The following is a 20,252-nucleotide window of genomic DNA, read 5'->3' on the forward strand; positions in this document are numbered from 1 at the left end:
ATATTCATGCGTTTGCCCTGCTTAAGAATTTGGTATCTGTTGAGCATTAGTAATACTTTTGTTATAATAAAAGTAATTTTGTTTAAGCTATTAACAATATTAGAAAGGATGATATAATTTTGAATAACTGGATATTGGGAAAAATACTTATAATACCAGCTATACTTATAGGTTTTACTTTTCATGAATATGCACATGCATTAGTTGCTGATAGACTTGGAGATAAAACGCCTAAATTTCAAGGAAGACTGACTTTAAATCCATTTGTGCATATTGATATTATAGGATTTCTTATGATATTAGTTGCAGGTTTTGGATGGGCCAAACCAGTAGAAACCAATCCTAGTGCATTTAAAAACAGATATAAGGACGACTTAAAGGTTTCAATTGCAGGGCCAATTGCTAATTTAGTTGTTGCTTTTTTGGGAGCCATGCTACTTGTTGTTATATCAAGGTTTGGTTTTTTGGGTATGAATAGTGTTTCAATGTTATATAGTGTTGTTGCGTTAATAATTCGTGAAGTAATAAGTATAAACTGTATGCTTTTTATCTTCAACTTAATACCACTTCCAGGATTAGATGGATTTCATGTATTAAGAGACTTATTTCCATCAACCTATTATAAGATTTCAGGAGAAATATATAAATATCAAATGATAATACTTATACTTTTTATAGCAACTCCAATTTCTACCTATATTGTTGGTATTCCATCATCTTTTTTATATAGCATTTTTATGAGAATTGCTAGCGCAATAATTTAAAGGTTTTTATTCCATAATTATTTGCTCTAATACTAAAAGAGCAGGGACATCCCCTGAATAATGTATTTAAGTGCTAAAGCCACTAATAATACTGTTAATAACAAAAGAAGGAGGCTTATAATGAGGCTTAGAAAAAAATGGTGGGCAAGGCCGGAAATGGAATCAAGCCCTTTAGTAATAATAAATCCAAAAGAAACTGCAGGAAAGTGGAATATTGAGTTTGAAAATAACAATGATATATATTTAGAACTAGGCTGTGGAAGGGGAAGATTTATAACTAATCGAGCACAGCAAAATCCTAGTATAAATTTTATAGGAGTTGATCTTAAAGATGAAGTTTTAATATATGCATTGCAAAAGCTGGTTGAGGCTGAAGTAGAAAATGCGAGACTTATTCCTATGAATATAGCTGGAATCGGTGAGGTATTCGATAAAGATGAAATAAGTAGAATATATATAAACTTTTGTAATCCATGGCCAAAGGACAGACATAATAAGAGAAGACTGACACACACTAAATTTTTGACGGAGTATAAAAAGTTTTTAAAAGCTAATAGTGAGATATGGTTTAAGACAGATGATACTGAGCTCTTTGAGGACTCACAAGTATACTTTAAAGAAAGTGGGTTCTCTATAGAATATTTGACTTATGATTTGCATAACAGTGATTTTACACAAAATGTAGTTACTGAATATGAGGAAAAATTTACTTCTCTTGGAATGAAAACTATGTTCTTAATAGCAAAATTATTGTAGCTTCCCAAAATAGCTTTGATACTTAAAAAGTTCAGACAAAAATGGAATATATAATTAGGAAGAAGCTCCTGTTTTGATTTAAGTAAGAATCAAAATAGGAGATCTCTTGTTTTATGAAAAAGTTTTTAAATGATTTGGCAGTCAACAATTTGGAAATTCAAATTCAGGGAATTTATTCCTTATTTTATAAGTTAAATAATTATTTAATAAATTATATTATTCTAAATTTATGTTTTTTATGCAATAGAGTGTAGTTGTAATTAATGTTATAATAATAAAAAGAGTTCTAATTAAAAAATTTATATTGTGAAGGGAGCTTGTAAATATGCTTGGCAATCCATTATATGAGGGACCGGTATTTGGAGAAAAACTGAGTGGAATAGAATATGGCGAAAAAATTGGTGTATATGGAATTACAGTTGATGATAAAGGAAAAATAGCTATTATAAAAAATTTAACGGGATATTTTCTTCCAGGTGGTGGACTTGAAAAAGGTGAAAACCATGAAGAATGTCTTAGAAGAGAATTTATTGAAGAGACTGGCTATGAAATAGAAATAGAAAACTATATTGGTACGGCTTCATTGTACCATATTACAAAGACAGGTGAATATAAAAAAGGTATAGGACATTTTTATATGGTAGATTTGAAAGCTGATACTGGAAATAAAATTGAAGAAGACCATGAGCTTATATGGTTTGAGCCTAAGGAGTCTGTTAAGTGCCTATTTTTAGAGCATCAAGCCTGGGCGGTTTTAAAAGCTTTAAAAATGGAAGAAAAACTATAAAAATAATATAGTTTTTATAAGAGTACTATAAAGAATTAATAAGAGTAGCTCTAAAGATTTTATAAAAGGATGAAGTATATGATATATGTAATTGAATTGATGGTAAAAGCTTGTGTAGAAACAATATATCTTACAGGAATGATTATTCTAATTGGATTGCTTTTAGGATTACTAAGAAATAATTCTTTAAAAAACTTTCAAAGAAGGTTTGGTAGTAGGTCACTAATAGTAACAGGATTTATTGGTGTACCTGTACATGAATTAAGTCATGCGATTTTTGCTTTGGTATTTGGACATAAAATTAATAAAATCAAGTTACTCCAAAGACCAGATGAAAATGGAGTAATGGGATATGTACAACATAGCTATAATCAGCGAAGCGTTTATCAGCAAGTAGGAAATTTTTTTATAGGAATAGCACCTATGTTTGGAGGAGTTATTTTCATAATAGCATTAATGAGAATTATGATCCCGAAAGCTTATAATAGTTTTATCAATATTTTAGTGAAGGATTCTAGCCTTACAGTATTAAACAAAAGTACTATTGAAGGAATCATAAATTCTTATATAGGATTACTAAAGGTAATCTTTTCAATAAAGAATTTTGAGAATCCGTATTTTTACATATTTCTATTTGCAGCTATATGTATATCTGCTCATATATCATTAAGCTCTGCGGATATGAGAGGAGCTTCTAAAGGTATATTGACTATGTTTGCATTGATAATTATATTAAATATTGTTGGACTTACAAAGTATATATCAGTGGAAGGCATAATTAGATATAATATAATGTTGATCGGTTTTCTGTTAGTTGCACTAATATTTTCTTTAATTACATATGCAATAAGTAAAATATTTACATTATTAAGACCATAAATAACTTTACTTTTAAATAAAAGCATCTAACCACTACAGTTTTTGTGGTGGTTAGAAATGTTAAAAGCTTATTATATAAAGATAGTGTTTAATGGATTTCTATTAATTAATTTTGTCAACTTTTTTTGACACAGGTTCAGTTTTATAATTTATATACATCAAAAAAATCCAGAAATTGCTTCGAGAACGCTTCATGTTTTATCAGAAGTAAGATATAATTATAAAAAAGTACTTTTTAAAAGTAAAAAGTGACAGTATATAAAGTAAAAGTATTTTTATCCGAGAATAAAATAAATGATGCTAAGGCTATAGGAGGAAATTGTTAACAATTGTAAAAGTGTAGTCGATGTAATTTATAAATAAGAGGGGTGGAGAAAATCATGAATACAAATATATTGTTAGAGTCTGGAACAGGAGAGGTTGAAATATTAGAATTTGTGATAAATGAAAAACATTATGCGATTAATGTTATAAAAGTTAAAGAAGTATTAGATATTGATAATATAACAAAATTGCCGCAAGTGCACCCAGCTATAGCTGGATTAATATTATGTAGAGAAGAAATAATAACTTTAATTGATTTAAAATATATCCTAGAAAAAGAAAAGCAAACAGATAAAAAATTTAAAACTATAATATGCGAATTTAATAAAGTTAAGGTAGCTTTTAGTATTGATAATATTGTAGGAGTACATAGAATCGGATGGAATCAAATAAGAAAGCCTGATGATATATCAACCAATTCATTAGTTATAGGAAATATTCTTTTAAATGGTCAAATAATATTAATGTTAGATTTTGAGAAGATAGTTACAGACATAAGTCCTAGTACAGGTATTAGTGAAGATAAAATTGTAGACGTAGACTATAATGATAGATCTAATATAAGACTTGTATTAGCTGATGATTCTGCATTAGTAAGGAGATTGCTAAAAGATACTCTTGCTAAGGCTGGTTTTAAAAATTTAAAAATATTTGATGATGGAGAGCAGGCTTTAAATTATTTACAAAAGTTGGTGGAGGAAAAGAAAGACAAATTTATAGAAGATGTTCAAATGCTTATTACTGATATAGAAATGCCACAAATGGATGGACATACTCTAACTAGAAAAGTTAAAGAACATAAAATACTTAGAAGGTTACCAGTTGTAATATTTTCTTCATTAATTACAGATGAGTTAAAACATAAGGGTGAATCTGTAGGTGCGGACGCTCAACTTAGTAAGCCGGAAATAGGTGAATTGGTAAGAACAATTGATGAACTTATAAATGGATAAAATAAACATTAATTGATTTTTATTAGAAAAGTTAACAAAATCAAGAAAGGTATATCAATTTAAGATATACCTTTATGTCTTTTGGGGATATGGCCTTATAAAGAATATAATAAAAAGTATTTATGCTAATTTAAATTGTAATATAAATTAAAAGGTTAAAACTCGAAAATGAACGATGTGTGTAAGTAAGTGGAAGTACATTGAAAAAAAACTCAAAAAAATGTATTATTATATATAAAAGGTATATATTTTTATTCAAGCTGTTGTAGAAAAATAGTAAGAGCATATACTTAAAGTAAAGAATATTTTTGAAATTGCAAGCAGTTAAATGTAATTGTTTCTAAGTTGAATAATTATTAATATGTTTAAACAAAAAATAAAAATTTAAAAATATTTTCAAGAGTTGAAAAAATTTTTATGTAAGGACTGTTAATATGAGCGAATTTTATTTGAATAATCAATTAATTGAATATGAGTTAAAAAACTCAATTGTAAATGGTGGATTAAGTATATTTTCTCAGTCACAAATTAATGATATTAGCAATAAAACAATGGTTATGGAAGATAAACAAAATAAGTCTGTTAATGAAGGTCAAATTGAAAAAATGTTTAGAGAAGAAAGTATTCAGGAGGTGTAACAGCTTGAACATTAGCAATTATAATGCTGAATTTGAAATTTTTCATAGTATTAATACTCCAATTGTAATATTTAAATATAGTGTTGATAATTGTGAGACTATTTTCTTTAATAAAAACTTTAGAGATACTATAGGCATAACTGAGAATACAGAGAAAGTATTATCACACATGCATAGCTTAATAATTAATTATAAAAAAAACTTATATAGTGAAGAGTTTAAATGCTTTGATGAAAGTATTGTCATAAATAATAGATATTATAGTGTAAATCTGAGTTCTTATGGACAATGTGGTATTATATGTATATTAAGTGATAATACGCATTATGTAGAAAATGATAAGAAATTAAGGGAATACAAATATCTTATGAATAATGCTAATGATATAATATTATTATTATCTGAGAGTGGAGAAATTTTAGCTGCTAATAAAAAAGCTATAGAAACATATGGTTATACAAGACAGGAACTATTAAGTAAAAGTGTTTTTGATTTAAGATGTACAAATAAAAAGGAATTTGTTAAAAGGCAACTTAATAAGGCTATTAAAGATGAAACTGAATTTTATACAGAACATTATAGAAAAGATGGCACAAGCTTTCAAGCTGAAGTTAGAACAATAGATATTGAGATTGATGATGATAAAGCTTTTTTTAGCATAATAAGGAATGTTTCAAATAGAATAAAAAGAGAGGAAGAATTGAGATTTCTAGCATCTATAGTTGAAAATTCTGAGGATGCTATAATTGGACAGACCTTAAAAGGATATATTACAAGTTGGAATTCAGGTGCAAAAAGGCTTTATGGGTATACAAAGGAGGAAGCTTTAGGAAAACATATATCTTTAATTATTCCTCAAGAGAAAGCAGAGGATCTAAGTGAAATAATAGATTGCATAAATAGTGAAATTAAGATAGAGAATTATGAAACGGTAAGAATCACGAAAGATGATAAACTAGTAGACGTCTCTATTACAATATCACCTATTTATGGTTTAAATGGGAAATTAGTAGGAGCTTCAAGCATTGAAAGAGATATAACCGAAAAAGTGAAGTTAACGAATAATTTAAGAGCAAGTCAAGAAACATATAAATTGCTTTATTCATCGATGAGTCAAGGAATGGCACTACATGAAATAATAATTGATAATGATGGGCAACCAATAGATTATAGGTTTTTGGATATTAATGACAGTTATGAAAAAATTACTGGTTTAAAAAGAAAAGATATCATAGGTAAAACTGTGTTAGAATTACTGCCAGAGATTGAAAAGTATTGGATAAACCAGTTTGGTAACGTTGCATTAACAGGAATGCCTAAGCATTTTGAAAATTATACAAAAGTATTTCATAGATACTTTGATGTTTATGCTTTTTCTCCTAAAATAGGTCAATTTGCTGTGCTTGCAACAGACACTACTGAGACAAGGAAGAAAGAGCGAGAATTGAAGGAAAAATATGAGGAATTATCAGCAGTATATGAAGAGCTTACAGCGACAGAAGAAGAATTGAGAAACAATTATAGTGAGTTGGAAGAAGCTAAAGAAGCAGCAGATAAAGCCAATTTAGCTAAAAGTCAATTTCTTGCTAATATGAGCCATGAAATTAGAACGCCTATGAATGGCATAACAGGTGTAATATATTTACTTGGACTAACTGAACTTGATGATACACAAAAAGAATATATAGGCATACTTGAACACTCATCTGGAGTTCTTTTAGATGTTATAAACAGTATATTAGATATTTCTAAAATAGAGGCAGGAAAGTTTGAACTTAGTGTAAAGCCGTTTAATTTAAGAAGAACTTTAGAGAGAACTATCAAGCAACTTTCAATTGCTTGTAAAACTAAAAACCTAGAGATTTCATGTTATATTGATCGATTTATACAACATGATGTAATTGGGGATGAATTGAGATTAACTCAGGTATTAGTAAATTTAATTAATAATGCAGTCAAATTTACTGAAAAAGGTAGAATAACTTTTAAGGTGAAAAAGTTATCTCAGACTAATGAAAATATATACCTACAATTTTCACTAGAGGACACAGGAATAGGAATTAAAGATGAATTTAGAAATGATATATTTAAAAAATTTGTTCAACAAGACATGTCTTATACTAAGAAATATTATGGAACTGGATTAGGGCTTGCCATTTCTAAAGAGCTTGTTAAAATGATGAATGGAAAAATATGGTTTGAAAGCAAATGTGATAATGGAAGCATATTTTACTTTACAGTAGAACTTTTACTGGATGTCAATGAACCTATTAATAGCAGCAATGAAGAATTAGGTGATTTAGAATTTTATTTAAATAATAATAAAAGGATACTTGTAGTAGAAGATAACGAAATAAATATGAAGATAGCAGGTGGAATGATAAAAGAGTTAGGGTATGAATTTCTATCTGCACACAACGGAAAAGAAGCCCTACAGGTACTTCAGAATGAAGTTGTAGATATAGTATTTATGGACATACAAATGCCAGAGTTAAATGGCTATGAAGCTACCCAAATGATTAGAAAAATGGAGATTAATGAAAAAGGGCATATACCTATTGTAGCGATGACCGCTTATGCGATGGTTGGTGATAGGGAACTATGTCTTGATGGTGGCATGGATGACTACATTGCTAAACCTTTTAGTATTGATGATTTAAAGAATGTTATAAAAAAGTACCTTTAATTGATTATAATATAAGAAAGGAGAGTTGTTTTTAGTAAAGCTATGGATATAAAAAATGAAATTTTAGTTAATCCTAAGATACTAGTAGCAGAGGATAACGAAATTAATAGAAAATTGATTATTTATGCATTGGAAAGCAGAAACATAGCATGTGATGTTGCGGTTAATGGTAAAGAGGCTCTAACATTATTCTTGAAAAAAAATTACGATATTATACTTATGGATTGCCATATGCCTGTTATGAGTGGATATGAAAGTACATCAAAAATTAGGCAGGCTGAAGAAGAGAAAAATCATACAATTATTATTGCTATGACTGCAAATGCGGCAGAAAGTGAAAAAGAGAAATGTTTAGGATATGGTATGGATGATTACATAAGCAAGCCTATTGATTTTAAGATTATGTTTGAAATGATAGAGTACTATATGAAAAAATGTAAAAATAAAAGTCTTTTTTTCTTGGAGAGATATGTGAATAAGTTAGCAGAAGATACTGGCTTTAGCAAAAATGATGCGCGAGAATTAATCTATGAATTTGTAGATTCCTTACCTAAAATGCTAAAATCAATTAAAGATGTTTTAGAAACTAAGAATTACGAAGAAGTTAAAAAAATAGCTCATCAGATAAAGGGAACTTCTGCAAATTTGCGCATGGAAAAACTTCCTCATTTAGCTATGGAGCTTCAACAATTTTCGGAGGAAAAGGATGAAGAAAATTGTAAGCAAATATTAATGAACATGGAAAAGCTTTTTCTGTTGTAATAGTAGAAATAAATTCAATTTAAAGGGTTAAATTAAGTTTATACTAATAAAGATGATCAATAAAAAGCTTAAGGTCTAAGTCTAGTATAAAAACTAAACATAACCTTAAGTTTTTTTTATTGAAGCAGTTTTTCTAATATCTCTAAACTCTCTAATAATATTATTGAATAATAAATTTTTTGGCTAATTTTATAGGGACATAGGATTCCTTCGCACTTCTTAAGCCTTCTATTCCTAGATCTTGTTCCCTGTTTATATAAGGAACATCGCTAAAGTATGCCTCTACAAAGACTTTGTTTATAAAGTTATATAATCCTCTAATGTCTGAGTCAGCTTTTTCAATGTGTATTATGACCATATTTTGATTAACCTTCTCGCCTATGGTAAAAGCAGAAATTTTACCATCTACAAATACAACCATACCTTTAAAATTTAACACAGAATTATTTTTAAGAAGTTCTTCTATTGCTTTTAATTCATATAATAAATAACCTTTGCAAATATGTCTATGGCACCATTCGCGAGCAGCTTTTATACATGGCTGTATTAATTCAGCTGTTATTGGAGAAGTTTCATAATTATAATTTTTTATAAAATGATTATAATTATTTTTTTTCTTATGAAGTTTTTTACCAGATAAGCTTATAAGACTTTTACTCTCATATATGTAATCAAAGTTATCGCGGTCTTCTAATATAGTAAAAAATCCATCTCCATATATATTCAATAAATCCTTTATAAATTCTTCTTCTATATCTTTAAAAAGATATTCAAGTTGGAAGTTTTTCTTATTTTCAACTAAGGTATCTACTATATTTTTTAAGTTTTCTTTTCTATAACCAATAGGTTGCATAAAATGGTAACTTCCGTTAAAGTCTGTTTTCTTTATAATTAACGCATCGTCAAAAATAGCATATTGTATGTCACAGGCTTTCCTCCATATAAAAAGATTAGTAAAGGAATATTCACTAGTTTCATAGTTATAGGGATCTAAGTATTTATCAAATATATTCTTATCACTAATTGTAAGAGGTTTAAAATTTAGCATATTTTAGATACATCCTTTCTGTAAAATGAATACTAAGGGATATTAAATATTACCTAATTTAATACAAATATTATATTACAAAAGAGTTATAAATTAAAAGATATTTATAGAAAATAATTTTTAATTTATTTTATGAAAAAGCTTTTATATTATTTATAATTCCACGTTAAAAAATTTTTACATATGTTATGTAAAGTTAACACCGTGTTAAATCATACTTACAATAGTATAAGATGGAAACCTGTAATGGTAAAATAAGTTTGAAATTAATATTTAATAATATTTGATTAATTCGAATTTTGGGAGGATTAAAAGTGAGAAAGTTAATCTCTAGAAAGAATATTTTAGAATTGTGTAATAAATTTAAGCATTTAAAGTATAAGGGTATGGACAAAGATAACAATAAAGCTAGAAATTTTATTATTAAAATAAGTGCATTAAGTCCCAAAATAGCAAATAGCGTTTCGGTAAAAATAACTCTTCAAATAGCAATCCTCATTATATTCGTATGCAGTATTTTGGGAGTAATAGCCTATCATAGCTCTTACAAAGCGTTAGGAGATACTATTGAATCATCACTTAAATCTAGAGCTGAAGAATCATCTAGGCTTATAAGTTCAACTTTAGAGCAAGACATAAAGGTTATGAATGCAATAGCAGAGAGACCGGAAATTAAATCAATGAACATCCAAACGCAAATTCCAGTGCTTTTATCAGAAGCAGGAAGGCTAAATTATGTAAATTTAAATATTTTAGATCTAAATGGAATAGTATATTTCTCAAATGGAGAGAAATCCCAAATAGATATTAATAATATTTCAAAAGATAATGAATACCTTAAAAAAGCTTTAAATGGAATGACAGCAGTCTCAGATCCAGTAAGTAACACAGATGGAGAACAAATTGTAGCGATAGCTGTACCAATAAAAAACAATAGCAATAAAACTATTGGAGTGTTATTTTCAAATATGTCAACTAAAAAACTAAATGAAATAGTTCAAAAGATGAAAGTAGGAGCAAATGGTTTTTGTTTTATAATAAATAAAGATGGGACAAAGGTTGCTCATAAAAATATGAAATTAGTTCTAAACAAGGACAATACACTAAAGAATGCAAAAAAAGATTTAACATTAAGACAACTAGCAGATCTGGAAACTAAGATGATCAAAGGAGAGACGGGAGCAGGATATTATAGTGAAAATGGCGTGGAAATGTTTATGGCATATGCACCTATTCCTGACACAAATTGGTTTCTGGGTATAAGTATGCCTAAAAACGAAATATTTTATCAGGCGAATATACTAAAGTATAATATAGCAGCTATTACAGTTGTGTTTATTTTAATAGGGGTTGGGGTAGGACTTCTAATATCAAAATATATAAAAATACCTTTATTAAAAATGAGAAAATATGCTAAAGAATTATCGGAGTGCAATTTGTCACATAGAATAGATATATCAAGAAGTGATGAATTTGGGCAAACTGCATCAGCATTGAATAATGCTATTGATAACATAGAAGACATAATAAATTGTGTGAAATTAGAAAGTGAAAATACTCTTGGTTCAGCACAGGAGACAAATAATATGTTTATATCTGTGCGTAGAAATGTGCAAAGAGTTTCGGAAACTGCAGATCAAATATCAGCAAATATGCAGGAATCCTCGGCATTTATAGAAGAAGTAACATCCAAAACTATATCTACTAAAGAAGAAATAAATAAAACAGTAGGTGAAGCACAACAGGGACTTAAATTGGCAAATGAAATAAAAGATAGAGCAACTGTGATGAGAGAAGAAACTAATCAGTCTAAAATTAAAATGCAAGAAGGATACAGTAGATCAAAAGAAAAACTAAGTGATGCTTTACAGGATATAAAAGTTGTTGAAAATATCTCAATTATGACGGAGAAAATAAAAGAGATATCTAGAAAAACAAATATATTAGCTTTAAATGCTGCCATTGAGGCTGCTAGGGCTGGTGAAAATGGAAAGGGATTTAAAGTTGTTGCTGACGAGGTAAGAAAATTAGCTCAGCAATCTTCTAATGTTGTAGTAGACATTCAGAAGAATATAAGAGGAGTTTTAGCTGCAGTGTGTAATTTATCGGATTCTGCAGAATTTATACTAGATGTTATGAAAAATACAGTTCTTAATGATTACGAAAAAGTTATAAATATCAGTGAGGATTATAAAAAGGATGGAGATACGGTACAAAATATAATACAAAGATTTTGGAGTCTATCACAAAACATGTATGACTCTATAGAAAATATAACTGAAAATATGAAGTCACTAACAGTAACAGTTGGGGAATGTGCAGAGGCTTCGGGACAAATATCAAACAATATAAACAAGATTAGTAATAGAACCGATTATATTGCAACTCAATCTTCAAAAAATACAGAAGGTGCTGAAGAACTGCTTAAATTTGTTAGTGAGTTTCAAATATGTGAGAGCAAATTTGAAGAGAATGAAACTAAAATTGATGAAAATATACAAACTAAAGAAAGCAAAAGTGCTTAAAATAGTGCTATAATAAAGATGATGAAATTAAACATCAGGTAAAGTTATTTGAAACTTTGCCTGATGTTTAATTATGAAATGAAATAGGGAGTGAAGAATGAAAGTGGAGAGTTTAAAGGGAAAGGTTGCCGTAGTAACTGGAGCGTCAAGAGGAATAGGAAGAAGTATTGCATTAGAACTTGCAAAGGTAGGAGCAACTATAGCTGTAAATTATAAATCAAATGAAGGAGAAGCAAAGAAAACCTTAAAATATATAAAAGAATTAGGAGGGATTGGTTTAATAGTTAAAGCTGATATAAGTATTTATAATGAAGCAAAATTACTTATTGATACAGCTATAGAACAATTAGGGAGAGTAGATATATTAGTTAATAATGCTGGTATTTCTAAAGTTGGTCTTTTTATGGATATGAATGAAGAGGAATGGAATCAGATAATAGATGTAAATTTTAAAGGAACAATTAATTGTTGTCATAGCGTAGTTAAACATATGGTTTCAAGAAAATGTGGTTGTATAGTTAATATATCTTCAATGTGGGGAAATGTAGGAGCTTCTTGCGAAACAGTGTATTCAGCATCCAAAGGAGCTGTTAATTTATTTACTAGAGCCTTAGCTAAAGAGTTGGCACCTTCTAACATAAGAGTAAATGCTGTAGCCCCCGGTGTAATAGATACAGAAATGAACAACTGGTTAAGCTCTGAGGAGAGAAAAGCTTTAGAAGAAGAAATTCCTATGGGTAGATTCGGAAATGGTCAAGACGTTGGAAAAACAGTTTTATTTTTGTGTGGAGAAGGGGCTGCGTACACAACTGGTCAGATTATAACTGTAGATGGAGGAATGATTTAAAGTTTGGATGTATTTCTGATAAATACAAATATTAATAAATATTTACTATATAGATAAATTATTTTATTAGTGGTAAAATATAAAGTCGTATCAAAAGTTTAGGGGGTAAATAAATGTTTAATACATTAAAAGGAAAAATAAATGCAGCATTTATAATAATAACTATTGTTTGTATACTGGCGTTATCTATATTGTCTGAATATGAGATTAAGAAGATAGCAGAAAGTCAGATGAAGAGTGATGGAGAAACAATTGTATCAGTAGCAAAATATAATATAAACGAATATAGTTTAGATAAGGATTTAGATAAAATAAAAGGTAAAATAAAAGGATTAAAATCTAGTAGTGGAAAGGATATAGTCTATATTTCTATAGCTGATTCTAATTGTAAAATAATAGCTCATGATGATGACAGTATGCTTGGAAAAAGTGTTGATAGAAATCAGTTTGCTAAAGTTCTCGTTGAAGGTAAAATTGATGGATTTATGTTTAAGAGACCAACTGGAGATGTAGTCTACAATGTTTCAACGCCTATCGAAGAAAATGGGAAGAATATAGGAATGATTTCAGTAGGATTGTCTTTGGAGCGTATGCATCAAGTAGCTAATAAAGGGTTAATTTTAGTTCTTATTTTATCTGTAATCATATTAGCACTGGCTTTAAGTGTTGCTATTGCTATCTCACACAAAATTACTAAACCTATAACTGCGATAAAAGGTAAGATGTCGAAGCTTGTGGAAGGGGATTTCACTATAGAATTCCACAGTAAATCAGAGGATGAAATAGGACAACTTATGAATACATTAAATTTTGTAGTAGTTCAAGTAAGAGAGGTAATGTTTAAAATAAGAAAAACTGTAGAAAATTTAGATGCCATGTCTCAAAATCTTTCAGCCTCAAGTGAAGAATTAGCAGCAGTAGGTGAGGAGGTAAGTGATTCAATAGTAGAAGTTAGTGATTCTACTGTACAACAAAATGAACATATAGAAAATATGGGAGAATCAATAGAATATTTCTCAAAGGCTTTAGACTTAATAAATGAAAAGCTTAGACATGTGTCACACAGCAGTAAAAAAATCAAGAGATCTGCAGATGTAGGATCAATGGAACTTGAAAATCTTACAAAATCAATAGAAGATATAAGAATAGAATTTGAAAATACAAAGGAAAGAATAGTTTCTTTAAATGAAAATGTAAGTAAAATATCGCAAATAACTGATGTTATAAATTCAGTAGCAGAACAGACTGATTTACTTGCATTAAATGCAGCAATTGAAGCAGCAAGAGCAGGGGAAGCTGGTAAAGGATTTTCGGTAGTAGCTGAGGAGATAAGAAAGCTTGCAGAGCAAGTCTTAGAATCATCTAAGAGTATAAATAGTCTTATAAATGCAGTTACAAGCAATACGGAGAATGTATCTGGAATGACAGAGGAAGTATCAAATAGGATGCAAAGTCAAGTGAAATCCGTAAGCGGTACTGTAGAATCCTTTAAAAATATATTAGAAGAGATAGAAAATATACTTCCTGAAATTGAAAATGTATATCAAGCACTTAATAACTCTATGAAGCAAAAAGATAGAATACTCGAAAGCTCTAAATATATTGAGAAATCATCGGAACAGATAGCTGATTTCTCTCAAGAGATATCATCAAAGGTTCAAGCCCAAACTGCAACAACTGAAGAGCTATCAGCTTCAGCACAACAACTCACTAGTTCTGCAGATCAATTAAATAATGAATTGACTAAATTTAAAGTATAAATCCTTCAGGTATAGTTTTTAATAAATGCAATAGATCCATTTCTGGATTTGTGTTTCCTATACAGGAGGGTTCTACTATGACTCGATAATAAACAGTTTGTGTACAAGTTATACACAGACTTATCCACAGTTTGTGCATAAAGTAGAGAATAATATAAAACTTTTATATATATAAATTATTCAAAATATTTAGGATAACTTATTTGGATTAAATGTAAATAATAGAAATTAATGCTTTCAATAGGTTTTATAAAGTATAATATCACCAAGATTACAATAAAATAATTATGAATATATACTAGATTTTTTTTCAAAATTGTTTTATTATTAGGACATAATTATCTGATTAATAAGATTTTTAAGAAAAGGGGTTGAAGGTATAATGTTGTACTCATTAATTTTTGGATTAGTAACATTAGGATTCGGAATAATACCTAAAATAGTAAGACCTAAAAAAATAAACTCATGGTACGGTTATCGTACAAATTTATCAATGAAAAATCAGGATACTTGGGAAGAGGGAAATAAATATTCTACAAATCAGTATATAATAGCAGGAGTTATATTAATTGCTTTAGGTAAAATAGGTATTGCATTATTGCAGAATAAAGGATATCTAGTTCCGTTAGTGGCATTTATACCTGTATTATATTTTACTGTTTTCTCGACAGAAAAACATTTAAAGAAGATTTTTGACAGTAATGGGATGAGAATCAATGGAAGTATAAAATTAAAGGAAAAAAGAGCAGAATAATTAAAATGAAAAAATCAGCATGATACATATGCTGATTTTTTTATTTTGTAAAGTTTTATACTTTAATATAATCAGAATGAACATATCCAACATCAGAGCCAGACTTTACCTTATACCAACGGCCACTAGTGGCCAAAATATCTACTTTGCTTCCATAAGGGAGAACAGATATTACTCTTCCGGTCCATGGTGTGTTTCTTAAGTTTAGTGTGGATGAAGTATCACTAAGAGTTACGACTCCAATTTTACCTGTTTGTGATGCTGTGGGCTCAACATTAGTTGTTTGTGGTTGAGATACTGATACATAGCTAGATGATACATAACCGATAGTTCCATTCAAATTTATTTTATACCAGCCATTCTCAAGATTCAAAATATTTACTTTGGTGCCGTTAACTAAGCTGTTAATAACTTGTCCACCAGGAGTGCTTCTAAACCTCAATGTTGAAGAATTATCATTCAAGCTTACAACACCTAATTTTAAAGAAGATGAATTATTAATTATTGGCGCGGCGATAATAGTATTAGAAGACGTATTAGTGGATGTACTAACGTATTTAGAACTTATATAGCCATAGGAGGAATTAAATTTGATTTTATACCAACCGTTATAACTTTCTAGTATACTAACGGAGTCTCCATTTTTCAACGAACCTATGACAGTAGAAGATGTACTGCTTTTATCTCTGACATTTAGCGTTGAATTCTTGTTCGATAAAGTTATAATTCCTTTACTAAGTGAAGATTCACTAGAGCTACTTGAGGCTGCATTAGTATTTTTATCTGTGTTAGCTGAAGAACTTTTTTCATTAAGGTAAATATAGCCTTCTAAATGAAGGTTTCCTCTGTTTTTAAATTCTTCTTTAGACAATGATTTTAACTTTCCATCATAATCTTTTCTTACACTAAAATTACCTTCGTTAAAATATACAGTGTTTCCTTCTACATTTTCTACAAAGGCAACATGTCCATATCCGAGGTTTCCACCACCCCATACAGCTATAGAATTTGGCTTCGGCTCTGAGCCATAGGCATACACATGATCCTTTTCATTTGCAAACCACCAATCTACTGCGTTGCCATAAAATTCGGAAGGTAAGGATATTCCAAGCTTTTCAAGAGTTCTTCCATATGTAAACCAAGTGCATTGGCCTTTATAACCATACTTGGTGAAAATATTTGCATTACTTGTATAAGCACTGCTTTGAGGATTGGGTGCTAAATCAGAAGCATGTACACTGTGACATAGCATATTCTTACTATTCATAATAGCTGCAGCAATAAAAAAGGAAAAAATTAATTTTTTGGATTTATTCATGCTGTAGACCTCCAATATTAGAGTTATTTAAAAATGTAATTATATTTAAAATTACATTAAAGTTTTCATACAAAATTATTATCGTATAAAAAGTCAAATAATTAAGATGCTTTAATAATATTTTACCATAAATTTTATGTTGTTTGGGAAAAAATGTATTGAAATGTTAATAAAATTAAATTGTAAAAGAACGATAAATTATATAGAATATTATAAGAATATATTGTTATAAAGAGAAGGAATGATTTGATGCAAATCAATGAAATAAGAATTTCTGTGAGAAATCTAGTGGAATTTGTTTTGAGAAGTGGTGATTTAGACAGCAGATTTATGGGAAGAAGCAGAGCTCTAGAAGGAACAAAAGCCCATCAAAAAATTCAAAAGGAATATAAAAATAAATTTTCAAAGGAAAAGCAAATTCTTTTAGAAGATTTTGAACAAAACAGACTGATAAGAAAAGAATACTATGCTGAACTAGCTTTAAAATATGAAAAAGAGTATAGAAATTTTTTGTTTATAATTGAAGGGCGCGCTGATGGAGTGATAATTGAAGGCGATGACATTACTATAGATGAGATTAAAACTGTATCAAGACCTTTAGAAACCGTAGATGAAAATTACAATGTTATTCATTGGGCTCAAGCTAAAGTTTATGCTTATATTTATGCTTTGCAGAATAATTTAGAAAATATAGATGTTCAGCTTACATACTATAATATAAATGATGATGAAAGTAAAAGGTTAAAGAAAAGTTTTTCTACAAGTAGGTTAAATGAATTTTTCATTGACTTGCTAGAGAAATACTATTTTTGGGCTAGTTTCATAAGAGATTGGAAAATAAAAAGAACTGCTTCTATAAAAAATACTGAATTTCCTTTTGACAACTATCGTAAAGGACAAAGAAAATTGGCTGTAGCTGTTTATGGAACCATAAAGGAAGAAAAAAATATTTTTGTACAGGCACCGACTGGAATAGGAAAAACCATATCAACCTTATTTCCGGCAGTTAAAGCTATGGGAGAAAATTTAACTAATAAAATTTTTTATTTAACTGCTAAGACAATAACGAGAGGTGTAGCAGAAGAAACAATAAAGATGATGAAGAATAAGGGATTAGAGTTAAAGTCGGTTACTTTGACAGCTAAAGATAAGATATGTTTTAATAAAAAGTCATCTTGTAATCCAGAAGAGTGTGAATTTGCTAGAGGACATTTTGATAGAGTAAATTATGCTATAAGTGAGATCTTAAAGAAAGAAAATATAATAGATAGGGAGGCAATTATAGAATATGCTCAAAAATTTAATATTTGTCCTTTTGAATTTTCACTAGATTTAGCTTTACTAGCAGACTGCGTTATATGTGACTACAATTATGCTTTTGATCCAAGAGTATATTTAAGAAGATTTTTTGATAATGATGAAAATTATGTTTTGTTAGTAGACGAAGCTCATAATTTAGTTGATAGAGCTAGGGAAATGTTTTCAGCTGATATTTATAAAAAACGGTTTTTGGAATTAAAAAAAGTGATGAAAAATAAAGAAAAAAATATATACAAAGCTTTGGATAAAATTAATTCTTATATGATAAAATTGAAAAAACTTTGCAGAGAAGATCTTAATAGCGAGAGCCAGGAACAAAATAATTTGCAAGAAGAATACTATCAATTAATGAAAACAAATCCAAATACATATGTACAAAAAAACAATCTTCAAGATATTTATCCATTATTAAGAAAATTTGTTTCTGAATCAGAACAGTGGCTTACTCAAAATAATAAGATGGAAGGGCATGAACAACTTTTAGAATTATATTTTGATGTACTAAACTTTATAAGAATATCTGAATTTTATAATGATGCCTATGTTACCTATATAGAAAATCAAGATGATGACATTAAACTAAAATTATTTTGTTTAGATCCATCATTATTGCTAAAGGAAAGTATAAAAAAATCAAAGGCTTCTATATTTTTTTCTGCGACATTAACTCCTATAGATTATTTTAAGGATATGCTAGGTGGCAATGAAGAAGATTATATTATGAGATTGGAGTCTCCATTTTCCATAGAAAAAAGAGAGATATTAATTGCGGATAGGATTTCAACTAAATATAAATATAGAGAAAAAAGTTACTCAGTAATTGTTGAATATATTAAATGTGCAATAAATTGCAAAAAAGGTAATTATATGGTGTTTTTCCCCTCATATAAATATATGATGGATGTGTACAATGAGTTTGAAAAAAAATATCCTAATATTAATGCTTTAATTCAAGATAGTTCTATGGCGGAAGAGGAAAGAGAGCTATTTTTAAAAGAATTTAAAGAGGAAAATGACAATACTATGGTAGCTTTTGCTGTATTAGGAGGTGTATTTTCTGAAGGAATTGACTTGAAGAATGATAGACTTATTGGAGCTATAATAATAAGTGTTGGACTTCCACAGATCTGTTTAGAACGGGATATAATCATGCATTACTTTAATAAAAATGAAAAGAAAGGCTTTAAGTATGCTTATATGTACCCGGGAATGAATAAAGTTTTACAGGCAGCTGGTAGAGTCATTAGAACTGAAGAAGATAAAGGAATCATAGTTTTAATTGATAGCAGATTCTCTGAGTCAGAGTATAGAAATCTTTTTCCTAAGGAGTGGAATTCAAATAAAAACATCAAAAAAGTCAATGACATAGAAAATAATCTTAATAATTTTTGGGGAAAGTATTAATACCAAAGATTTAAATAGGGAGGCATCCATGATGAATGATTTAAGTAGAATATTTAAGGAAATTGATAAACATCTAATGGATGATGACAAACCTTCATTATATATCAATGGTTTAATAAATACAGAAATGTTTTTAAACTTGTATCCTTTTACTCTGTTAAGAGAGTTAAAAGAGACTCCTCAATCACCTATATATCACCCAGAAGGAGATGTGTGGAATCATACAATGCTAGTTCTTGATGAAGCTGCGAAAAGAAAAAAACAAAGCGAAGATTCAAGGGCCTTTATGTGGGCAGCACTTTTACATGATATAGGAAAGCCTTCTACAACAAGATATAAAAAGGGCAAAATAACTTCTTATGATCATGACAAAGTTGGAAAAGAAATAACTGTAAAATTTTTAAAAGAATTCAAGTGTGAGAGTGAATTTATAAAAAAGGTGGCTTCTTTAGTAAGGTGGCATATGCATACTCTTTTTATAGTAAAAGATTTGCCCTTTGCGGATATAGAAAGCATGCTTTCAGAGGTAAATGCAAATGAAATAGCACTATTTTCCATGTGTGATAGGTTAGGTAGAGGAAATATTACAAGAGAAAAGGTATTAGAAGTGGAAAGAAATATGAAGTACTTTATTAGTCAATGTAATTTAAAAGCTAAAAAACTTGAGTTTGCAGGAACTTAAATATTTGGTCTAAAATTGATAAAAAGAGGCTGTCGCACTTAGGTA

At 28.9% G+C, this 20,252-nt stretch carries 16 protein-coding genes; 14 read left to right on the top strand and 2 right to left on the bottom strand.

Annotated features, from left to right (window positions below):
- The first annotated feature begins 113 nt into the window (after positions 1-113).
- The 8 genes from I6U48_RS16615 (at position 114) to I6U48_RS16650 (ending at position 8,549) form a co-directional block, all read left to right on the top strand.
- Positions 114-764: a site-2 protease family protein gene (locus tag I6U48_RS16615; protein WP_218321599.1), complete on the top strand. Its 651-nt coding sequence runs from the start codon at positions 114-116 to the stop codon at positions 762-764.
- Positions 765-884: 120 nt separating this feature from the next.
- On the top strand, positions 885-1,520 hold the full coding sequence (trmB, locus tag I6U48_RS16620; protein WP_218321586.1) for a tRNA (guanosine(46)-N7)-methyltransferase TrmB: 636 nt from the start codon (positions 885-887) through the stop codon (positions 1,518-1,520).
- Between the two features lie 325 nt (positions 1,521-1,845).
- Positions 1,846-2,307 carry an NUDIX domain-containing protein gene (locus I6U48_RS16625; RefSeq protein WP_218321587.1) on the top strand — a complete coding sequence of 154 codons (462 nt, stop codon included), beginning with the start codon at positions 1,846-1,848 and terminating at the stop codon, positions 2,305-2,307.
- A gap of 78 nt (positions 2,308-2,385) precedes the next feature.
- Positions 2,386-3,186: a hypothetical protein gene (locus tag I6U48_RS16630; protein WP_218321588.1), complete on the top strand. Its 801-nt coding sequence runs from the start codon at positions 2,386-2,388 to the stop codon at positions 3,184-3,186.
- A 380-nt stretch (positions 3,187-3,566) separates the two neighbouring features.
- On the top strand, positions 3,567-4,463 hold the full coding sequence (locus I6U48_RS16635; protein WP_218321589.1) for a chemotaxis protein: 897 nt from the start codon (positions 3,567-3,569) through the stop codon (positions 4,461-4,463).
- Between the two features lie 434 nt (positions 4,464-4,897).
- Positions 4,898-5,101 (top strand): hypothetical protein, encoded by a 204-nt coding sequence (locus tag I6U48_RS16640; RefSeq protein WP_218321590.1) that lies wholly within the window; start codon positions 4,898-4,900, stop codon positions 5,099-5,101.
- Positions 5,102-5,105: 4 nt separating this feature from the next.
- Positions 5,106-7,787 carry a PAS domain-containing hybrid sensor histidine kinase/response regulator gene (locus tag I6U48_RS16645; protein ID WP_246615408.1) on the top strand — a complete coding sequence of 894 codons (2,682 nt, stop codon included), beginning with the start codon at positions 5,106-5,108 and terminating at the stop codon, positions 7,785-7,787.
- 42 nt (positions 7,788-7,829) lie between these two features.
- A complete protein-coding gene (locus I6U48_RS16650) occupies positions 7,830-8,549 on the top strand; it encodes a response regulator (RefSeq protein WP_218321591.1) in 720 nt (239 codons plus the stop codon).
- A gap of 160 nt (positions 8,550-8,709) precedes the next feature.
- On the opposite strand, the gene I6U48_RS16655 is transcribed toward I6U48_RS16650, so the two are convergent.
- On the bottom strand, positions 8,710-9,597 hold the full coding sequence (locus I6U48_RS16655; protein ID WP_218321592.1) for a DUF2156 domain-containing protein: 888 nt from the start codon (positions 9,595-9,597) through the stop codon (positions 8,710-8,712).
- Positions 9,598-9,911: 314 nt separating this feature from the next.
- Between I6U48_RS16655 and I6U48_RS16660 the strand changes: the two genes are divergently transcribed.
- The 4 genes from I6U48_RS16660 to I6U48_RS16675 all read left to right on the top strand — a co-directional run bounded on the left by I6U48_RS16660 (position 9,912) and on the right by I6U48_RS16675 (position 15,483).
- Positions 9,912-12,122 (top strand): methyl-accepting chemotaxis protein, encoded by a 2,211-nt coding sequence (locus tag I6U48_RS16660; protein ID WP_312891055.1) that lies wholly within the window; start codon positions 9,912-9,914, stop codon positions 12,120-12,122.
- Between the two features lie 97 nt (positions 12,123-12,219).
- On the top strand, positions 12,220-12,969 hold the full coding sequence (ymfI, locus tag I6U48_RS16665; RefSeq protein WP_218321593.1) for an elongation factor P 5-aminopentanone reductase: 750 nt from the start codon (positions 12,220-12,222) through the stop codon (positions 12,967-12,969).
- Positions 12,970-13,082: 113 nt separating this feature from the next.
- Positions 13,083-14,729, top strand: a complete 1,647-nt coding sequence (locus I6U48_RS16670) for a methyl-accepting chemotaxis protein (protein WP_218321594.1) — start codon at positions 13,083-13,085, stop codon at positions 14,727-14,729.
- Positions 14,730-15,111: 382 nt separating this feature from the next.
- Positions 15,112-15,483 (top strand): SdpI family protein, encoded by a 372-nt coding sequence (locus I6U48_RS16675; protein ID WP_218321595.1) that lies wholly within the window; start codon positions 15,112-15,114, stop codon positions 15,481-15,483.
- Between the two features lie 55 nt (positions 15,484-15,538).
- Here I6U48_RS16675 and I6U48_RS16680 read toward each other — a convergent pair whose 3' ends face one another.
- Positions 15,539-16,801: an SH3 domain-containing protein gene (locus I6U48_RS16680; RefSeq protein ID WP_218321596.1), complete on the bottom strand. Its 1,263-nt coding sequence runs from the start codon at positions 16,799-16,801 to the stop codon at positions 15,539-15,541.
- Positions 16,802-17,050: 249 nt separating this feature from the next.
- Between I6U48_RS16680 and I6U48_RS16685 the strand changes: the two genes are divergently transcribed.
- Both I6U48_RS16685 and I6U48_RS16690 read left to right on the top strand, forming a co-directional pair.
- Positions 17,051-19,525, top strand: a complete 2,475-nt coding sequence (locus I6U48_RS16685) for an ATP-dependent DNA helicase (protein WP_218321597.1) — start codon at positions 17,051-17,053, stop codon at positions 19,523-19,525.
- Positions 19,526-19,556: 31 nt separating this feature from the next.
- Complete coding sequence (locus I6U48_RS16690; protein WP_218321598.1) at positions 19,557-20,207, top strand: HDIG domain-containing metalloprotein; 651 nt, start codon at positions 19,557-19,559, stop codon at positions 20,205-20,207.
- Positions 20,208-20,252: the final 45 nt, after the last annotated feature.

It is taken from the genome of Clostridium thailandense, assembly GCF_019207025.1.
GTDB classification, from domain to species: Bacteria; Bacillota; Clostridia; order Clostridiales; family Clostridiaceae; genus Clostridium_AM; species Clostridium_AM thailandense.